Raw genomic sequence first — 16,731 nt, forward strand, 5'->3', positions numbered from 1 at the left:
CCTCTGTTCGTCGACGCCGGGGCCTGCATGCCGCGGCGTATTGGAATCAATGGACATTGCCTGGGGATGCACACGTTTGAGTACCAAGCTGATTACCAAAGAAGGTCATGAGGCGCTGAAGAAGGAGTTGGATTACCTGTGGCGCGAAAAGCGTCCGGACACCACGCGCAAAGTGACTTGGGCCGCTTCCCTGGGGGATCGCAGCGAGAACGCGGACTACCAGTACAACAAGAAGCTGCTGCGTGAGATTGACCGACGGGTGCGCTACCTGCGCAAGCGTCTGGAAGACATGCGCGTGGTGGAGTACATGCCCGAACAGGAAGGGCGGGTATTTTTCGGTGCCTGGGTCGATATCGAAAACGAGCAGGGCGAAACCAAGCGTTTTCGCATCGTCGGCTATGACGAGATCTACGAACGCATGGACTACATCTCCATCGACTCGCCGATGGCGCGGGCGCTGCTGCGCAAGCAAGTCGACGATGAGGCCATCGTGCAGACGCCGAACGGCGAGGTGTGCTGGTGGATCACCGCTATCGAGTATGTGAAATAGACAATGGTGGCCCGCGGTCTGTGACGCGCGGGCCATTGTCGTCTCAGCCTTCGCGCAATACCGCCAATGGCGTGGCATTCAGCGCGCGGCGCGTCCCGAACACCCCGGCAGCGCCGATCAGCACGCCACCGATCACCGGCAGCAACAACAACCACGGGTGTGGGTGCCAGGCCAGGTCGAAGGCATAGCGGTACAGCACCCAGGTCACCAGCTCGGTGCCCAGCGCCGCGAGCAAACCGCTGACGGCGCCGAGCAGGCCGAACTCGATGCGTCGGGCCTTCACCAGCAGCTTGCGCTCGGCGCCCAGCGCACGCAGCAGCGCACCTTGGCGAATGCGCTCGTCCAGGGTGGCCTGCAGGCCGGAGAACAGCACCGCCATCCCTGCCGCCAGCACGAACAGCAGCACATACTCCACGGCCAGCGTTACTTGGGCGAGGATGCTGCGCAACTGTTCCAGCAGGGCCTCGACTTGCAGGATCGTGACCGCCGGGAAGGCCCGGGACAGGTCGACGATCTGCCGGTCATGGCCGGGGGCCAGATAAAAGCTGGTCAGGTAGGTGGCCGGCAGGTCTTTCAAGGTGCCAGGCTGGAAAATCATGAAGAAGTTGGGCTGGAAGTTATCCCAATTGATGGTGCGCAGGCTGGTGACCCGCGCTTCACGGGTTTCGCCCGCCACGGTGAACACCAGGTGGTCGTTGAGCTTGAGTTTCAGGCTTTCGGCAACCTTGGCTTCCACCGACACCCCCGGTATTTCATCGCCCGGTTGCTGTGACCACCAGGTACCCGCAGTCAGGGCATTGCCCGGCGGCAGGTCGGCGGCCCAGGTCAGGCTCAGGTCGCGCTGGATCGCGCGGTCGCCGCTGGAGTCCTTGCTGACGATCGCCTGCACGGGCTCGCCGTTGACGCTGATCAGCCGGCCGGGCACCACCGGATACAGCGGCGCCGATTGTGCCTGCAGTTCGAGCAGGCGAGCGCCAAAGGCGTCCTTGTCGGCGGGCAGGATGTTCAGCGCGAAGTAGTTGGGGGCGTCCTTGGGCAGCTGGTTTTGCCAGGTGTCGAGCAATTCGCCGCGCAGCAGGGCGATCAAGCCCATGGACAGCAGGATCAAGCCGAACGCCAGCGACTGGCCTGCCGCCGCCAACGGATAACGCAGCAACTGGCCCAGGCCCAGGCGCCACGGCAGGGACGCCCGGGCCAGCAGGCGGCGCAGGCTCTGCAACAGCAGCAGGAGCAGGCCACCGAGGATCAACGCCGCAACCACGCCCCCGCCGAGCAGGGCGAAGGTCAGCACCAGGTCGAGGCTCAGGCGCCACATGATCAGGCCCAGGGCAAGCAGCGCCGCGCCGTAGACCATCCAGGTGCTGGACGGGATGGGCAGCAGGTCGCGCCGCAACACGCGCAGCGGTGGGACGCGGCCCAGTGCCGCCAACGGTGGCAGGGCGAAACCGGCGAGGGCCACCAGCCCGGTGCCGATCCCGGCAATGGCCGGCAGCAGCCCGCCGGGCGGTACGTCCGCCGGCAGCAGGTCGTGGAGGAAATAGAACAGGCCAAATTGCGCCAGCCAGCCCAGCAGGGCGCCGGCCAGGCTCGCCAACAGGCCGAGTACGCTCAGTTGCAGGCTGAACAACAGCATGGTTTCACGCCGCGATAAACCCAGGCAGCGCAACAGCGCGCTGGCATCAAAACGTCGGCTGGCGAAACGGTTGGCGGACAACGCCACCGCCACACCGGCCAGCAACACCGCCACCAGGCTGGCCATGTTCAGGTAGCGCTCGGCCTTGCCCAGGGCGCCGCCGATCTGCTGGTTGCCATCCCGCGAGTCTTGCAGGCGCTGGTTGGCCGCGAGACCCGGCTTGATCAGGTCACGATAGGTTTGCAGTGCCGTACTTGAGGGGGCTGCGCGCCACAGCTCGCGGTAACTGACGCGGCTGCCGGGCTGGACGACGCCGGTGGCGCCCAGGTCGGCCAGGTTGATCATCACCCGTGGCGTGAGGCTGTAGAAATTGCCGGCGCGGTCCGGTTCATAGGTCAGCACACGCGCCAGGCGCAGGGACTTCATGCCCACGTCGATGCTGTCACCCACTTTCAGGTCGAGTGCGGTGAGCAGCCGTGCCTCCACCCAGGCTTCGCCGGGTTTCGGGCCGCCGCCTGCGGTTTCGTCAGCGAATGGCGCGGCTGCGCTCTTCAGTTCGCCGCGCAGCGGGTACTGCTCGTTGACCGCCTTGATGCTGGACAGCTGGATGCCGTTATCGGTGGCGATAACGCTGGAAAACTCGACGACGCGTGCGTGATCCAGGCCCAGTTCGATCCCGGACCTGATTTGCTCGGGGCGCGCGGGTGAGCTGCCCTCGAGCACTAGGTCGGCGCCGAGGAACTCGGTGGCGCGCAACAGCATGGCGCCATTAAGGCGTGCGCCGAAGTAGCCGATGGCGGTGCTGGAGGCCACGGCCACCAGCAGGGCGAAGAACAACACGCGCAATTCGCCGGCGCGGGCATCGCGCAGCAATTGGCGCAGGGCAAGGCTGAACAGGCGCAACAGCGGCAAGCGTGCCATCAAGGCTCCAGGGGCGCGACCAGCAGGCCGGCTTCAAGGCGGATCAGGCGTCGGCAACGGTGCGCCAGGCGCTCGTCGTGAGTGACCAGGACCAGGGTCGTGCCGCTTTCTTTATTCAGTTCGAACAGCAGGTCGCTGATGCGCTCGCCGGTATGGCTGTCGAGGTTGCCGGTGGGTTCGTCGGCAAACAGCACGTCCGGTTCGGCGGCAAAGGCGCGGGCGATCGCCACCCGTTGCTGCTCACCCCCGGAGAGTTGGCGTGGCGAGTGGGTCAGGCGTTGGCCCAGGCCGACCCGTTCGAGCAGGTACCTGGCGCGCTCGCGGGCGTCTTTGCGGCCGTCCAGCTCCAGCGGCAGCATGACGTTCTCCAGGGCGTTGAGGCTGTCGAGCAGTTGGAATGACTGGAAGACGAAGCCCACGTGTTCGGCGCGGATGCGCGCGCGCTGGTCTTCGTCGAGGCTGCTCAAGGCTTGGCCGGCGAGGATGACTTCGCCGCTGCTGGGCAGGTCGAGGCCGGCCAGCAGACCGAGGAGGGTGGACTTGCCGGAGCCGGAGGCACCGACGATAGCCAGGCTATCGCCCTTGTTCAGTTCCAGGCTCAGTTCGTGCAGGATAGTCAGTTCACCTTCCGCGCTGGGAACCACTTTGCTAAGGTTTCGCGCGATGAGAATGCTTGCGCCCATGGAGAATCCGATGCGAATGTGGTTTTTGAGTGCTGGCCTGGCCTTGATGTGCATGGCCCAGAACGCAGCGGCGGGTACAGTCCTGATCGTTGGCGATAGTATCAGTGCCGGTTTCGGACTGGATACCAGCAAAGGGTGGGTAGCCTTGTTGGGACAGCGGCTCAAACACGAAGGTTTCGACGATAAAGTGGTCAACGCGTCCATCAGCGGCGACACCAGCGCCGGAGGCCTCGCGCGGCTGCCGGCGGCGCTTGCGGAGCATAAGCCCAACCTGGTGATTATCGAGCTGGGCGGCAATGACGGCCTGCGTGGACAGCCGCCCGCGCAATTGAAACAAAATCTTGCGTCGATGATCGAGCAGTCCCAGGCGGTCGGCGCCAAGGTCCTGCTGCTGGGCATGCAGTTGCCGCCTAACTACGGTCCGAAATACACCACGGCATTTGCCGGGGTCTACGCGGCCCTGGCCAAGGAGAAGAGCGTGCCGTTGGTACCGTTTTTCCTCGACGGCGTGGGCGGTCATCCCGAGCTGATGCAGGCCGATCAACTGCACCCGGCGGTCGGCGCCCAGGGTAAGTTGCTGGAAAATGTCTGGCCGACGCTAAAACCGCTGTTATGACGCTTTTCTACCGGCAGGCTTTCGGCTAAGGTGGCGCCCCCCCGATTTGGAGCCCTCGATGTCGCGTCCTGCCTGGTCCCTGTTTAATTACCAACTGATCGAGCCGGACGAGCAGCTGGATCTGTTCGCCTGCCAGGAAGTCCGGGTGCATCTGGTCACGCGTCAATTGGAGCTGGGCGGCACGATCGATCGCACGCTCTGCGGCACGTTGTTGCCGGCTCAGCCACGCTGGTCGGCGGTGGATCGCTCGATCTTCCAGGACCAGCGCCTGTGCCCCCTGTGCCGTGCCATCTTGGAGTCGCAAAAGCGTGGCACGCCGCCGATCTGGCCGGAGCTGCGCTTCGAGTGGTGAGGGGCGCTACGAGCTTGCAGCTTGAAGCCCGCATCGCGTATACAATCGCTTTTTACCTACACGTTGTTCTGCGAAGGATTTTCCGGATGTTGTCGCGCCTTTCCGCCGTCACCTGCTGCCTGTCTCTTGCCGCCCTGTGTGCGGCGGGTTCCGCGGCGGCCTTGCAGTTGCCCTTGCCACCCCCAGGCGAAGACATCGTCGGCCAGGTCCAAGTGATCAAGGCCAAGTACGAAGATACGTTTGCCGACCTGGGCACCACCTACGACCTGGGCTACTCGGAGATGGTCGCCGCCAACCCGGGCGTCGATGCCTGGTTGCCGGGGGCGGGCACCGAGATCGTCCTGCCGACGCGGTTCATCCTGCCGCCGGGCCCCCGCGAAGGCATCGTGATCAACCTTGCCGAATACCGGCTCTACTATTTCCCCAAGGGCCAGAACGTCGTCTACACCTTCCCGCTGGGGATTGGTCGTGAAGGCTGGGGCTCGCCGATCGCCCATACCAGCATTGTCGCGAAAACGCCGAACCCGACCTGGACGCCGCCCGCTTCGATCAAGGCCGAGCACGCCGCCAACGGCGATCCGTTGCCCAACGTGGTACCGGCCGGCCCGGACAACCCGCTGGGGCCGTTCAAGTTCACCCTGGGCACGCCGGGCTACCTGATCCACGGCTCCAACATGAAGTTCGGTATCGGCACGCGTACCAGCCACGGCTGCTTCCGCATGTTCAACAATAACGTGCTGGAAATGGCCGGCATGGTACCGGTGGGTACTCCGGTGCGTATCATCAACGATGCCTACAAGTTCGGCAGCAGTGGCGGCAAGGTCTACCTCGAAGCGCATACGCCGCTGAACGACGATGGCACGCCGTCGGTGGTCGACAAGCACACCGCGGTGATCAACGCGCTGCTCAAGCGTGAAGACCTGGCCAATCACCTGCGGGTGAACTGGGATCAGGTGCGCGACGTGGTCGCGGCGGAAGATGGCCTGCCGACTGAAATCGGTGTGCCGGCTGCGGCGTCGATGGTTTCGAACGCGCCGCTCGATCCGTTGCAATAAGCCGGTTCGATCAATCGCCCGCCACGGCCTTGGGCTGCGGCGGGCTTTTTATTGCCCGTGATCCGGGACCGAATCGCAAGCAATAAAAAGCCGGTCCAAGAATGGACCGGCTTGGTAACAACCCCGAAGGACTATTACTTGCGGCTAGCTTTTTCAAGCATGCGCAGAGCGCGCTCGTTAGCTTCGTCAGCAGTCTGTTGTGCTTTTTGAGCAGCAGCCAGAGCTTCATCAGCTTTACGGTAGGCTTCGTCTGCACGAGCCTGGGAGCGAGCTGCTGCGTCTTCAGTTGCAGTCAGACGAGCTTCGGTTTCTTTGGAGACGCTGCTGCAACCGGTAGCCAGAACTGCGGCCAGAGCCAGAGCAGAGAATTTCAGAACGTTGTTCATCGTGTTCCCCTTCAAGGACTTTCTATAAGATAGCTACTATCTCAGAGTGAGCTAATAGCCGGCGTACATACTACTCATTACTTGTAGTAAGTAAACTGACGTAGCGCAAGAAGCAAAAAAAAATTTCTGTGCTGAATCTATTTTGGCTAATCTTTTGGGAAATTGTATAAAAAGCGTTCAATTTTTAGCAGTCTGCTGAAGAATGGATGCGCCCTGAAAGGGCCGGCCAGCATGTGTCAAGCCTTGTAAGTAGATGAAAATTTATATACTGAAGCTAACACTTTTGTACAGGTTGACTTTGCCAAACCCTGTATCTTTTGCGCATGTAGAGGTGACTTTAACAGCGCCTGTTCGTCTCAAGCTTCAACTGCCGGCAATGTTCAGGCTTTCGGTCACCGATTGATCGAGGCCCTTTCTATATCCGCCAGCCCCAGGGATGACGAGTGCGTCTTGAGCAATTTCAGGATTGCCGCCTACTATTCTCTACGTGCTGGTTGTGAGCGCTCACGGTTTTCTCGTCGTCGAAACCGGCACGGGGTGGCGTAGATGTTCCTTCGCCGGAAAAACATCGGTAAGGTAGGGGTCAGAATCCAAGACCCGCGAGGAGTAGTGATGAGCGAGGCGTTGTCCATCCACCATGACCAGGCTGGTCATCAGTTCGAGACCAATGTGGACGGTCATCGTGCCTACCTGACCTATATGGACCTCGGGAAGCAGACCTTGGACATCTATCGGACCTTCGTGCCCAACGCACTGCGAGGTCGCGGTATCGCGGCTGCATTGACCGAGGAAGCCTTGAAGTTCGCCGAAGAGGCCGGCTACACGGTGATCCCGTCGTGCTCTTACGTCGAGCGCTACATGGAGCGCCACCAGCGCCATGCGGCCAAGCTGTAAGGCATGAACTGCAACATGAAAAACGCCGGGCTTAGCCCGGCGTTTTTGTGTGCGCTGATCAGGATCAGACTCAGCTGCGCTTGCGCAGGGGCAACACGTCCTTGAGCTTGGCGTGCATGCTGCGCAGGGTGTTCTCGGTGGTCGCCCAGTCGATGCAGGCATCGGTGATCGACACGCCGTACTGCAAGTCGGCCAGGTCTTTGGGGATAGCCTGGCAGCCCCAGTTCAGGTGGCTTTCGACCATCAGGCCGATGATCGACTGGTTGCCTTCCAGGATCTGGTTGGCGACGTTTTCCATCACCAGCGGTTGCAGGGCCGGGTCCTTGTTGGAGTTGGCGTGGCTGCAATCGACCATGATGTTCGGCTTGATCTTGGCCTTGTTCAGCGCCTGTTCGCACAGGGCAACGCTGACCGAATCATAGTTGGGCTTGCCGTTGCCGCCGCGCAATACCACGTGACCGTAGGCGTTGCCTTTGGTGGTGACGATGGAGACGCCGCCTTCCTGGTTGATACCCAGGAAGCGATGAGGGCTGGAGACCGACTGCAGCGCGTTGATCGCCACGGTCAGGCCGCCGTCGGTGCCGTTCTTGAAGCCCACGGCCGAAGACAGGCCGGACGCCATTTCGCGGTGGGTTTGCGATTCGGTGGTGCGCGCGCCGATGGCCGACCAGCTGATCAGGTCCTGCAGGTACTGCGGGGAGATCGGGTCGAGGGCTTCGGTGGCGGTGGGCAGGCCCATTTCGGCCAGGTCCAGCAGCAACTTGCGACCGATGTGCAAGCCGTCCTGGATCTTGAACGAGTCGTCCAGGTACGGGTCGTTGATCAGGCCCTTCCAGCCGACGGTGGTACGCGGTTTCTCGAAATAGACGCGCATGACCAGATACAAGGTGTCGGACACTTCTTCGGCCAGCGCCTTGAGGCGCTCGGCGTATTCGTGGGCAGCCTTGAGGTCGTGGATCGAGCATGGCCCGATTACCACGAAGAGGCGGTGGTCGGTGCCGTCGAGAATGTCACGAATGACTTCGCGACCCTTGGTGACGGTCTGCAGGGCAGCGTCGCTCAGGGGGATTTCGCGCTTGAGCTGATCGGGCGTGATCAGGGTCTCGTTGGATTCGACGTTCAGGTCGTTGATCGGTAAATCAGCCATCGTGTTACTCGTCAGGGTCACGGGTGCCGGCCGCCAGCCATCCCCGTGCGGCGGAGCACAGCATGATTTGAATGCAGGGGGGAGGAACCTTAGCGCGTAACACGGGCCCGCGACAATGGGCAAAGCCCGCTTTAATCCAGTGCCGGCGCTACAAACGCCTCATGGGAGAATTCACCGGCATGCCGCGCCACCCACTCGCGGGCCATGGTTTCGAACTGCTCGGGCGTCGACTCGGCGTCTTCGTGCTGGCGGCAGTAGCGCTCTATCCGGCATGCTTGCTCACCCATGCGTGCGCCGAACAACGCATGTTCATCGGTAAACGAGATGCCGACGCGATAGCCGTCTTCTACCTTGCGGCACCATGCCACATAGCCCGGGTAGCGGGCCCCGGCGCCCAGGGACGGGATATGCAGGTCAACCGCTGTACCCTGGCGCCAGGCACGCGGGCAATTGCAGGCGATGCCGCCCAGGCCGATAGTGTGCAGGCGTTGGCGGGGAATGGGGGGAGAGGGACGTTGGATCAACAGGGCAGCGACATCATCAGGATGAGGTAAAAAACGACCCATGTACACGGACTCCGAGCACCGTCCAGTCGACGGCGGTGGCAGCAGTATAGTGAAGGAGCAGGCATTGACCGACCTGGATATTGACCAGCAACTGCTGGGATTACCAGGCATTTCGCTCGTGCTGTTTACCAGCGTGGGCTGTTCCGGTTGCCGTTGGGCGCATCAGCAGCTACCGGGCTGGCAGTTGCCGGTGGATCGGTTGTGCTGGGTGGATGCCGGGCACAACGGCGGCGCGGTGGAACGTTATCAGGTCTTTCATTTGCCGGCGCTGTTCGTGGTGTGCGAGGGTCAATTCTTCGGGCAGATACAGACACGTCTTACACCTTCCGAGCTTACCGACGCTATTCATCAAGCGCTTACCCGCACTCCAGAGGATTTGCCATGACCGCATTGTCGCCACGCATTGGCATTATCGGCACCGGCGCCATCGGTGGTTTCTACGGCCTGATGCTGGCGCGCGCCGGCTTCGATGTGCATTTCCTGCTGCGCAGCGAATACGCAGCGGTCAGTGAGCGTGGCCTGCGCCTCAACAGCAGCGTGCACGGCACCTTGCACCTGAACCCCGTGCAGGCCTACGCCCACGCCGCCGACATGCCACCGTGCGACTGGCTGCTGGTAGGCACCAAATCCACGGGCAATGTCGACCTGGCCCCGACCATCGCCCAGGTCGCGGCGCCCGACGCGAAGGTGGTGTTGCTGCAAAATGGCCTCGACGTCGAAGACAGCCTGCGCGAACACTTGCCGGCGTCCCTGCATCTGCTCGGTGGGCTGTGCTATATCGGCGTACACCGTTCCGCCCCCGGCGTCGTCGAGCATCAGGCGTTGGGCCGGGTCAACCTGGGTTATCACAGCGGCACCGCCGCCAACGACGAAGCGCGCCAGAAGGCGATTGTCGAAGCAGGCGCCGCGTTGTTTCATCAGGCCGGCATCGAGTCCCAGGCCATGGCCAACGTACACCTGGCGCGCTGGCACAAGCTGGTGTGGAACGTGCCTTATAACGGTCTCTCCGTGCTGTTGGGCTGTGGCACCACGGCGATGATGGCGGACGAGTCCAGCCGCGAACTGATCCAGGCGCTGATGGCCGAAGTGGTGAAGGGCGCTCACGCCTGCGGTCATGAGATTCCGGCCAGCTATGCCGAGCAGATGTTTACCATGACCGAAAGCATGGACGACTACCTGCCTAGCATGTACCACGACCATATCCATAAACGCCCGCTGGAACTGGCGGCGATCTACGCTCGCCCACTCGCCGCCGCCAAGGCCGCCGGCTGCGAGCTGCCGCGCATGCAGGCGTTGTATCAGGCCTTGAGTTTTATTGATCGGCATAACCGCTGATTGGGGGGAACCACCATGGCAAACGGATTGGGCGACAAACTGGTGCTGGCGATTTCATCGCGGGCCCTGTTCGACTTGAGCGATAGCCACAAGGTCTACCTGGCCCAAGGCGTGGAGGCCTACCGCAAATACCAGATCGAGCACGAAGAAGAAACGCTCGAGCCGGGCGATGCCTTCCCGCTGGTCAAAAAGCTGCTGAGCCTCAACGCCAGCCTGGGCCGGGCCCGGGTCGAAGTGGTGCTGGTGTCGCGCAACAGTGCCGACACCGGCCTGCGCGTGTTCAATTCGATCCAGCATTACGGGTTGGACATTTCCCGCGCCGCTTTCGTAGGAGGGCGTAGTCCATATCCTTATTTGGCGGCGTTTGGTTGCCATCTGTTTCTTTCGACCCATGCTGACGATGTGCGCAGTGCGCTCGATGCCGGGTTCGCCGCGGCGACGATTCTGTCGGGCGGCGCGCGCCGTGCATCGAGCGAGGAGCTGCGGATCGCATTCGATGGCGATGCGGTGTTGTTTTCCGACGAGTCGGAGCGCGTTTACCAACAGGGCGGGCTGGAAGCGTTCCAGGCCAGCGAACGCGAATCGGCGCGCCAGCCGTTGCATGGCGGCCCCTTCAAGGGCTTCCTCGCGGCGCTGAACCTGTTGCAGCGTGAGTTTCCGGACGCGGCCTGCCCGATCCGCACTGCCCTGGTCACCGCCCGATCGGCGCCGTCCCACGAGCGGGTGATCCGTACCCTGCGCGAGTGGGATATCCGCCTGGACGAGTCGTTGTTCCTCGGCGGCCTGGAGAAATCCGCGTTCCTGGAGGCGTTCGCCGCCGACGTTTTTTTCGACGACCAGGCCGGCCATTGCGAGAAAGCCAGGGAGGTGGTGGCCACCGGGCATGTGCCCCATGGCATCAGTAATGAGGTGAAGGTCCAGACGCCGAGCTAAGTCAGTCGAAATCCCCGAGGCGCTGCTAAGCTCATTCAATCTCCGCCATCCTGGCAGTCCAGGAGGTTTTATGATCCGTTCGATGCTGTATGCCACGGACCTTGGTCTGTATGCGCCTTATGTGATGCAACATGCGCTGGCGCTGGCGCGAACGTTCAAGGCTGAGCTGTCGGTGATTCATGTGGTCGAACCCATCGGGCTGTTCGCCGAATCGGTGTTGCAAAGCTACCTTGATGAAAAGGCCCTGAACGAATGGCAGAGCCAGGGCGTGAGCACAGTGATGGCGACGATCGAGCAGCGGGTCCTTGAGAGTTTTCGCGAGGAGCTGGGGGACGGCGCGCAAGACTTGCAACTGATCCACTCGGTGCGGGTGATCCAGGGTGACCCGTGCGAGGTGATTCTCGACCAGTTGCGTAAACTTTCCGTGGATTTGTTGATCGTAGGCAGTCATAGCCACGCAACGGCCGCGGCCACACCCCTTGGGCGCACTGCCGCACGGGTGTTGCAGCTGTCTCCGGTGCCGGTTTACCTGGTGCCATCGTTACAACGTCGACGCAGTGATGACGTGTGAGGGGGAGTGATAGATAAAAAGTTCTAGATTTATCCGTCTAACCTTTAATATAGTTATATACCGTCGCTGATACCCGTGGCGTCTATCTGCTTTGAGGGATACATATGAAGCTTCAACAACTGCGCTACATCTGGGAAGTGGCGCACCACGATCTCAACGTTTCCGCTACCGCTCAAAGCCTGTACACCTCGCAACCGGGTATCAGCAAACAGATCCGCCTGCTCGAAGACGAGCTGGGTGTCGAAGTGTTCGCCCGCAGCGGCAAGCACCTGACCCGCGTCACCCCGGCCGGTGAGCGCATCATCACCACCGCCGGCGAGATCCTGCGCAAAGTCGAAAGCATCAAGCAGATCGCCCAGGAATTCTCCAACGAGAAGAAGGGCACCCTGTCGATCGCGACCACCCACACCCAGGCGCGGTATGCGTTGCCGCCGGTGATCCGCGATTTCATCAAGCAATACCCGGACGTGGCCCTGCACATGCACCAGGGGTCGCCGATGCAGATCGCTGAAATGGCCGCCGACGGCACCGTCGATTTCGCGATTGCGACTGAGGCGCTGGAGTTGTTCGGCGACCTGGTGATGATGCCGTGCTATCGCTGGAACCGTTGTGTGGTGGTGCCGCAAGGCCACCCGCTGGCCAAGCTGCCGAAGCTGACCCTGGAAGCCCTGGCGGAATACCCGATCGTGACTTATGTGTTCGGCTTTACCGGCCGCTCCAAGCTCGACGAAGCCTTCAGCCACCGCGGCCTCACGCCGAAAGTGGTGTTCACCGCCGCCGACGCCGACGTGATCAAGACTTACGTTCGCCTGGGCCTGGGCGTGGGGATCGTCGCCAAGATGGCGGTCGACACCCAGCTCGATAAAGACCTGGTCGTGCTCGACGCCAGCGAGTTGTTCGAGTCCAGCGTGACCAAGATCGGTTTCCGTCGCGGCACGTTCCTGCGTGGTTTCATGTGCGACTTCATCGAGAAATTCGCCCCGCACCTGACGCGCGAAGTCATGGCCAAGGCGATCCAGTGCCACAACAAGCAGGAACTGGAAGAGTTGTTCGACGGCGTAGAACTGCCCGTCCACTGAGTGGTTTCAGCGGGCCTCGGTCACCGTAAAGTGTTGCCGGGCGCCCGCCACCAGGATTTCCACCTCATCGCCTTCGAACTTGCCCAGCAGGCTGTGGCCCAGGGGCGAGCGCGGGGTGATGACGGTGACCGGTTGCCCCACCACATCGACTTTCAAACCCGCAGCATCCGGCGCCAGGAACAACCATTGCTGGCGACCGTTTTCGTCCTCCAGGCCCACTAGCGCGCCGACTTCTATGCCCCGTTGCTCATCGTATGCACGCAGCTGCAGTTGCAGGTTCTGGCACAGCGCCAGCGACTGCTTGATTTCTTCCACCCGCTTGGCCTGCCCGGCCGCCAGGTAAGACGCTTCCAGGCCGAGGGTGTCGTATTTGTTTTCGGCGATGTTTTCTTCGTGGGTCGCGGTTTCGTAGGCGGTCTGCGCGGCGCGCTGGGCGATGTCGAGGTCGACGCTGAGTTTTTCCAGGATCAACTGGAGGACGGCGTGTTTATTCATGGTTGGGCTTGATCATTCGCAAAATTGCAGGACATTCGCCTTGCTCTTTTCATTGGGCGCGTTCTGGTCCTGTTGCAGCCAGAACTGGCATTTGGGGTTGGACAGGTTGCGCGCATTGTTGCGCGCCTGATCCAGGCTCTGCCGTTGTTCCTGCTTGCGCAGGTTCTCTTGATACTGCTCGAACAGGCGGTTCGGCGGTTCCACCGCGACCGGCGCGGGCTTGCCGAGTTGCTCGACGGCCTGGGCGACCGGCGCCAGGCTCTGCGGGAACAGATAGCGCGACGCCAACCAGGTGGTCAGCGCAATCGCGATAAACCCCAGCCACACGCCCAGGGCGATAGCGAGACAAAGCTTGAACAACGACAGCGGACGGTCAGACATGGCGGCCTCCTGGCAGGCATTTACGGCGTAGCGGCGATTGTCGCACAGCCACCGTGCAGAATAATCGCGATCAAGCCTTCTGCATCGGGGCATTTATGCGGACAATCGAGCCTTTGAGCGTGGGAGCCCGGAATGAAAGCCCGCTGGGATATTTTTTGCAGCGTCGTCGACAACTACGGCGACATTGGCGTGACTTGGCGTCTGGCCCGGCAATTGGTGGTGGAGCACGCCTGTGATGTGCGCTTGTGGGTCGATGACCTGCGGGCCTTCGAACGCATGTGCCCGGAGATTGATGTGCAACGGGAGCAGCAATGGCAAGAGGGCGTCGACGTGCGCCATTGGCCGGCGCAGTGGTCGGCCACGCCATCGGCGGATGTGGTGATCGCCGCGTTTGCCTGCCAGTTGCCGCCTGACTACATGGACGCGATGGCCGCGCGCGAGCACGCGCCGTTGTGGATGAACCTGGACTACCTGAGTGCCGAGGACTGGGTGGTGGGGTGCCATCGTCTGCCGTCGGTGAAGTTCAAGGGGGTGCAGAAGTACTTCTTCTTTCCCGGCTTCCGGCCCGGCACCGGTGGCCTGTTGCGTGAGGCGGGGTTGCTGCAACAGCGTCAGGCGTTTCAGCAGGATGCTGGCGCGCAGAAACATTTCCTGCAAAGCCTGGGCGTATTCCCCGCAACCGGTGCGCGGCTGATGTCGCTGTTTGCCTACGAAAATGCCGCGCTTGCCGGTTGGCTGGACGTGTTGGCGACGGACGGGCGCGCCACTCATCTGCTGGTGCCGGAAGGGCGCATCCTCGGCGATGTGCAGCGCTGGCTCGGCGTGGACCGGCTGGCGGCGGGCGATACTCATCAGCGCGACGCCCTGACCGTGCAGGTGCTGCCGTTCGTGCGCCAGGAGCAATATGACCGCCTGCTGTGGTGTTGCGAGTTCAACGCCGTGCGCGGCGAAGACTCGTTCGTGCGGGCCCAATGGGCCGGGCGCCCGTTGCTGTGGCACATCTATCGCCAGGACGAAGACATCCACCTGGACAAGCTCGACGCCTTTCTGGAGCTGTACACCGCAGCCCTTTCGCCGGCGGCAAAAGCCGCGGTGGTAGCGCTTTGGCAGGCCTGGAACACCGAGGGTGATATGGCCCAGCCGTGGAAAATGCTGCTGGAACACTGGCCGGAAGTGGCTGCACACGCCGAAACATGGTGTCTGGAACAGGCCTTGCAGGCGGATCTTGCGACGGCGCTGGTACAGTTTTATGAAAGTTGGATATGATACGCCACCTTGATTTTTGTAAACCCCATCCAAATTTCGGATATACGCAATGAAAACTGGTAAAGAACTGAAACCCGGTATGGTAATCCGTATCGACAACGATCCTTGGTTGGTTCAGAAAGCTGAGTTCACCAAGTCGGGCCGTAACAGCGCGATCATGAAGACCAAGCTGAAAAACCTGCTGACTGGTTACAAGACCGAAACCGTTTACAGCGCTGATGACAAGCTGGACGACGTGATCCTCGACCGTAAAGAAGCGACCCTGTCTTTCATCAGCGGTGACTCTTACACGTTCATGGACACCACCGACTACACCATGTACGAGCTGAACGCTGAAGATATCGAAGCCGTTCTGCCGTTCGTGGAAGAAGGTATGGACGACGTCTGCGAAGCCATCTTCTTCGAAGACCGCCTGGTTTCCGTAGAGCTGCCGACCACTATCGTGCGTAAGGTTGCCTACACCGAAGGTTCCGCTCGCGGCGACACTTCGGGCAAAGTCATGAAGCCTGCCAAGCTGGCTAACGGTACCGAACTGCAAGTGGCCGATTTCATCGAAATCGACGACATGATCGAGATCGACACCCGTGAAGGCGGTTCGTACAAAGGTCGCGCCAAGAAGTAATTCTGGCCCCACCGGTACGAAAAAAGCCCGACCTTGAGTCGGGCTTTTTTGTGGGCGTTTACCTGTCACTTCAAGTATTGCCTCAGCTCATCCGATGCTTGCCGCAACACCGGCACGTGGCTGGCGGCGTGTCGTTGGCGAGCCGCGCGGGTTAGACGGTGACGTGCAGACGCACATCGACGTTGCCGCGGGTGGCGTTGGAGTACGGGCAGACTTGGTGGGCAGCGTCGACCAGGCTTTGCGCGTCGTCCTGGGCCAGGCCCGGCAGGCTGATGTGCAGGTCGATATCCAGACCGAAGCCACCCGGGATCTGACCGATGCCGACATGGGCAGTGATCGACGCATCATCCGGAATTTTGCGTTTGGTCTGGCTGGCGACGAATTTCAGTGCGCCGATAAAGCAGGCCGAGTAGCCGGCGGCGAACAGTTGTTCCGGGTTGGTGGCCTGACCGCCGGCACCGCCCAGTTCCTTGGGGGTGGAGAGTTTGACGTCGAGGATGTTGTCGTTGGACACGGCGCGACCATCACGGCCGCCGGTGGCGGTGGCTACTGCGGTATAGAGCGTTTGCATGGTGTTGTCCTCTTGGTGTTTTGCGCTAAATGTTTGCGCGCTAAGTAGTTGTGAGATGAATGTATAGCGCTAATGTTTAGTGCGCAAGATAAATTTTAGGATTTTTCCGTAAGGGCACCTCAAAACCACTTGTGGGAGGGGATTGCCCCCTCCGCAGGTATTGGGCTTGGGTGTGTTTAGACCGCGCCTTGCAGATTGCCCCGCAACGCAATCAAATCAGCTTGCAGCTTGCGCAGTTGCTCCAGCTCCAGGCCGCTGGCGCCGAGGATGCACTGAGGAATCCCCTTGGCCTTGTCTTGCAAGGCACGGCCAGCGTCGGTCAGTTCCACCACCACCACTCGCTCGTCTTCGCGACTGCGCGTGCGGCTGAGCAGGCCCTCGGCTTCCAGGCGCTTGAGCAGGGGGGTCAGGGAGCCGGGATCGGTCAGCAGGCGGCTGCTGATTTCGCCGACAGTCAAGCCATCCTCTTCCCACAGCACCATCATGGCCAGGTACTGCGGATAGGTCAGGCCGAGGGCTTGCAGCAGCGGCTTGTAGACCTTGGTCATCAGCAATGAAGTGGAGTGCAGGGCGAAGCACAGCTGGTTATCCAGCAACAGGGATTGGCAAGGATCGGGATTTTTGCTCATGGTGCTGCCTCAAAAAAGCGTATCTGGGCTGGAATCTAGCGGGCAA

Annotated in this window: 21 protein-coding genes; 12 read left to right on the plus strand and 9 right to left on the minus strand. The window is 61.5% G+C overall.

What is annotated here, in order from left to right; genetic code table 11:
• Positions 1-76 precede the first annotated feature (76 nt).
• Entirely contained in the window at positions 77-550 is a 474-nt protein-coding gene (gene greB / locus C8K66_RS04980) for a transcription elongation factor GreB (protein WP_026140354.1), read from the plus strand.
• 43 nt (positions 551-593) lie between these two features.
• Here the strand turns inward: greB and C8K66_RS04985 are convergent, their stop codons facing one another.
• Both C8K66_RS04985 and C8K66_RS04990 read right to left on the minus strand, forming a co-directional pair.
• Complete coding sequence (locus tag C8K66_RS04985; protein ID WP_057003731.1) at positions 594-3,104, minus strand: ABC transporter permease; 2,511 nt, start codon at positions 3,102-3,104, stop codon at positions 594-596.
• Positions 3,104-3,787 (minus strand): ABC transporter ATP-binding protein, encoded by a 684-nt coding sequence (locus C8K66_RS04990; RefSeq protein WP_017849531.1) that lies wholly within the window; start codon positions 3,785-3,787, stop codon positions 3,104-3,106. Before C8K66_RS04990 ends, C8K66_RS04985 begins: the two co-directional genes overlap by 1 nt.
• 10 nt (positions 3,788-3,797) lie before the next feature.
• Between C8K66_RS04990 and C8K66_RS04995 the strand changes: the two genes are divergently transcribed.
• The 3 genes from C8K66_RS04995 (at position 3,798) to C8K66_RS05005 (ending at position 5,810) form a co-directional block, all read left to right on the plus strand.
• Positions 3,798-4,403, plus strand: a complete 606-nt coding sequence (locus C8K66_RS04995; RefSeq protein WP_026140353.1) for an arylesterase — start codon at positions 3,798-3,800, stop codon at positions 4,401-4,403.
• A 58-nt stretch (positions 4,404-4,461) separates the two neighbouring features.
• Entirely contained in the window at positions 4,462-4,755 is a 294-nt protein-coding gene (locus C8K66_RS05000; protein WP_017849529.1) for a hypothetical protein, read from the plus strand.
• A gap of 86 nt (positions 4,756-4,841) precedes the next feature.
• Positions 4,842-5,810, plus strand: coding sequence for a L,D-transpeptidase family protein (locus C8K66_RS05005; protein WP_017849528.1), 969 nt, complete (start codon positions 4,842-4,844; stop codon positions 5,808-5,810).
• Positions 5,811-5,944: 134 nt separating this feature from the next.
• On the opposite strand, the gene oprI is transcribed toward C8K66_RS05005, so the two are convergent.
• Positions 5,945-6,196: an outer membrane lipoprotei OprI gene (gene oprI / locus C8K66_RS05010; protein ID WP_003172710.1), complete on the minus strand. Its 252-nt coding sequence runs from the start codon at positions 6,194-6,196 to the stop codon at positions 5,945-5,947.
• A 612-nt stretch (positions 6,197-6,808) separates the two neighbouring features.
• Here oprI and C8K66_RS05015 point away from each other — a divergent pair.
• The gene (locus tag C8K66_RS05015; protein WP_003189869.1) at positions 6,809-7,090 is read left to right on the plus strand and encodes a GNAT family N-acetyltransferase; all 282 of its coding nucleotides are present in this window, start codon (positions 6,809-6,811) and stop codon (positions 7,088-7,090) included.
• Between the two features lie 70 nt (positions 7,091-7,160).
• On the opposite strand, the gene C8K66_RS05020 is transcribed toward C8K66_RS05015, so the two are convergent.
• Together C8K66_RS05020 and C8K66_RS05025 are read right to left on the minus strand one after the other, a co-directional pair.
• On the minus strand, positions 7,161-8,237 hold the full coding sequence (locus C8K66_RS05020; protein WP_017849526.1) for a 3-deoxy-7-phosphoheptulonate synthase: 1,077 nt from the start codon (positions 8,235-8,237) through the stop codon (positions 7,161-7,163).
• A gap of 131 nt (positions 8,238-8,368) precedes the next feature.
• The gene (locus C8K66_RS05025; RefSeq protein ID WP_017849525.1) at positions 8,369-8,803 is read right to left on the minus strand and encodes a PilZ domain-containing protein; all 435 of its coding nucleotides are present in this window, start codon (positions 8,801-8,803) and stop codon (positions 8,369-8,371) included.
• On the opposite strand from C8K66_RS05025, the gene C8K66_RS05030 reads away from it, so the two are divergent.
• From C8K66_RS05030 to cysB, 5 genes are all read left to right on the plus strand, one after another.
• The gene (locus C8K66_RS05030; RefSeq protein ID WP_017849524.1) at positions 8,802-9,188 is read left to right on the plus strand and encodes a hypothetical protein; all 387 of its coding nucleotides are present in this window, start codon (positions 8,802-8,804) and stop codon (positions 9,186-9,188) included. The two genes, C8K66_RS05025 and C8K66_RS05030, sit on opposite strands and share 2 nt — an antisense overlap.
• Positions 9,185-10,138, plus strand: a complete 954-nt coding sequence (locus C8K66_RS05035) for a putative 2-dehydropantoate 2-reductase (RefSeq protein ID WP_046384244.1) — start codon at positions 9,185-9,187, stop codon at positions 10,136-10,138. Before C8K66_RS05030 ends, C8K66_RS05035 begins: the two co-directional genes overlap by 4 nt.
• A gap of 15 nt (positions 10,139-10,153) precedes the next feature.
• Entirely contained in the window at positions 10,154-11,071 is a 918-nt protein-coding gene (locus C8K66_RS05040; protein WP_046384243.1) for a 5'-nucleotidase, read from the plus strand.
• A gap of 70 nt (positions 11,072-11,141) precedes the next feature.
• The gene (locus C8K66_RS05045) at positions 11,142-11,642 is read left to right on the plus strand and encodes a universal stress protein (protein ID WP_108524398.1); all 501 of its coding nucleotides are present in this window, start codon (positions 11,142-11,144) and stop codon (positions 11,640-11,642) included.
• A gap of 104 nt (positions 11,643-11,746) precedes the next feature.
• Positions 11,747-12,721 (plus strand): HTH-type transcriptional regulator CysB, encoded by a 975-nt coding sequence (gene cysB, locus C8K66_RS05050; protein ID WP_017849520.1) that lies wholly within the window; start codon positions 11,747-11,749, stop codon positions 12,719-12,721.
• Between the two features lie 6 nt (positions 12,722-12,727).
• On the opposite strand, the gene C8K66_RS05055 is transcribed toward cysB, so the two are convergent.
• Both C8K66_RS05055 and C8K66_RS05060 read right to left on the minus strand, forming a co-directional pair.
• Positions 12,728-13,216 carry a GreA/GreB family elongation factor gene (locus C8K66_RS05055; RefSeq protein ID WP_046384241.1) on the minus strand — a complete coding sequence of 163 codons (489 nt, stop codon included), beginning with the start codon at positions 13,214-13,216 and terminating at the stop codon, positions 12,728-12,730.
• A gap of 12 nt (positions 13,217-13,228) precedes the next feature.
• Positions 13,229-13,597, minus strand: coding sequence for a hypothetical protein (locus C8K66_RS05060; protein WP_017849518.1), 369 nt, complete (start codon positions 13,595-13,597; stop codon positions 13,229-13,231).
• 132 nt (positions 13,598-13,729) lie between these two features.
• On the opposite strand from C8K66_RS05060, the gene earP reads away from it, so the two are divergent.
• Entirely contained in the window at positions 13,730-14,863 is a 1,134-nt protein-coding gene (gene earP, locus C8K66_RS05065; protein ID WP_057003729.1) for an elongation factor P maturation arginine rhamnosyltransferase EarP, read from the plus strand.
• 49 nt (positions 14,864-14,912) lie between these two features.
• Positions 14,913-15,485 carry an elongation factor P gene (locus C8K66_RS05070; protein ID WP_079443153.1) on the plus strand — a complete coding sequence of 191 codons (573 nt, stop codon included), beginning with the start codon at positions 14,913-14,915 and terminating at the stop codon, positions 15,483-15,485.
• A 151-nt stretch (positions 15,486-15,636) separates the two neighbouring features.
• Here C8K66_RS05070 and C8K66_RS05075 read toward each other — a convergent pair whose 3' ends face one another.
• Positions 15,637-16,056, minus strand: coding sequence for an organic hydroperoxide resistance protein (locus C8K66_RS05075; RefSeq protein ID WP_010211852.1), 420 nt, complete (start codon positions 16,054-16,056; stop codon positions 15,637-15,639).
• Positions 16,057-16,232: 176 nt separating this feature from the next.
• The gene (locus tag C8K66_RS05080) at positions 16,233-16,685 is read right to left on the minus strand and encodes a MarR family winged helix-turn-helix transcriptional regulator (protein ID WP_026140352.1); all 453 of its coding nucleotides are present in this window, start codon (positions 16,683-16,685) and stop codon (positions 16,233-16,235) included.
• Positions 16,686-16,731 lie beyond the last annotated feature (46 nt).

It is taken from the genome of Pseudomonas sp. GV105, from assembly GCF_003058185.1.
Lineage (GTDB): Bacteria > Pseudomonadota > Gammaproteobacteria > Pseudomonadales > Pseudomonadaceae > Aquipseudomonas > Aquipseudomonas veronii.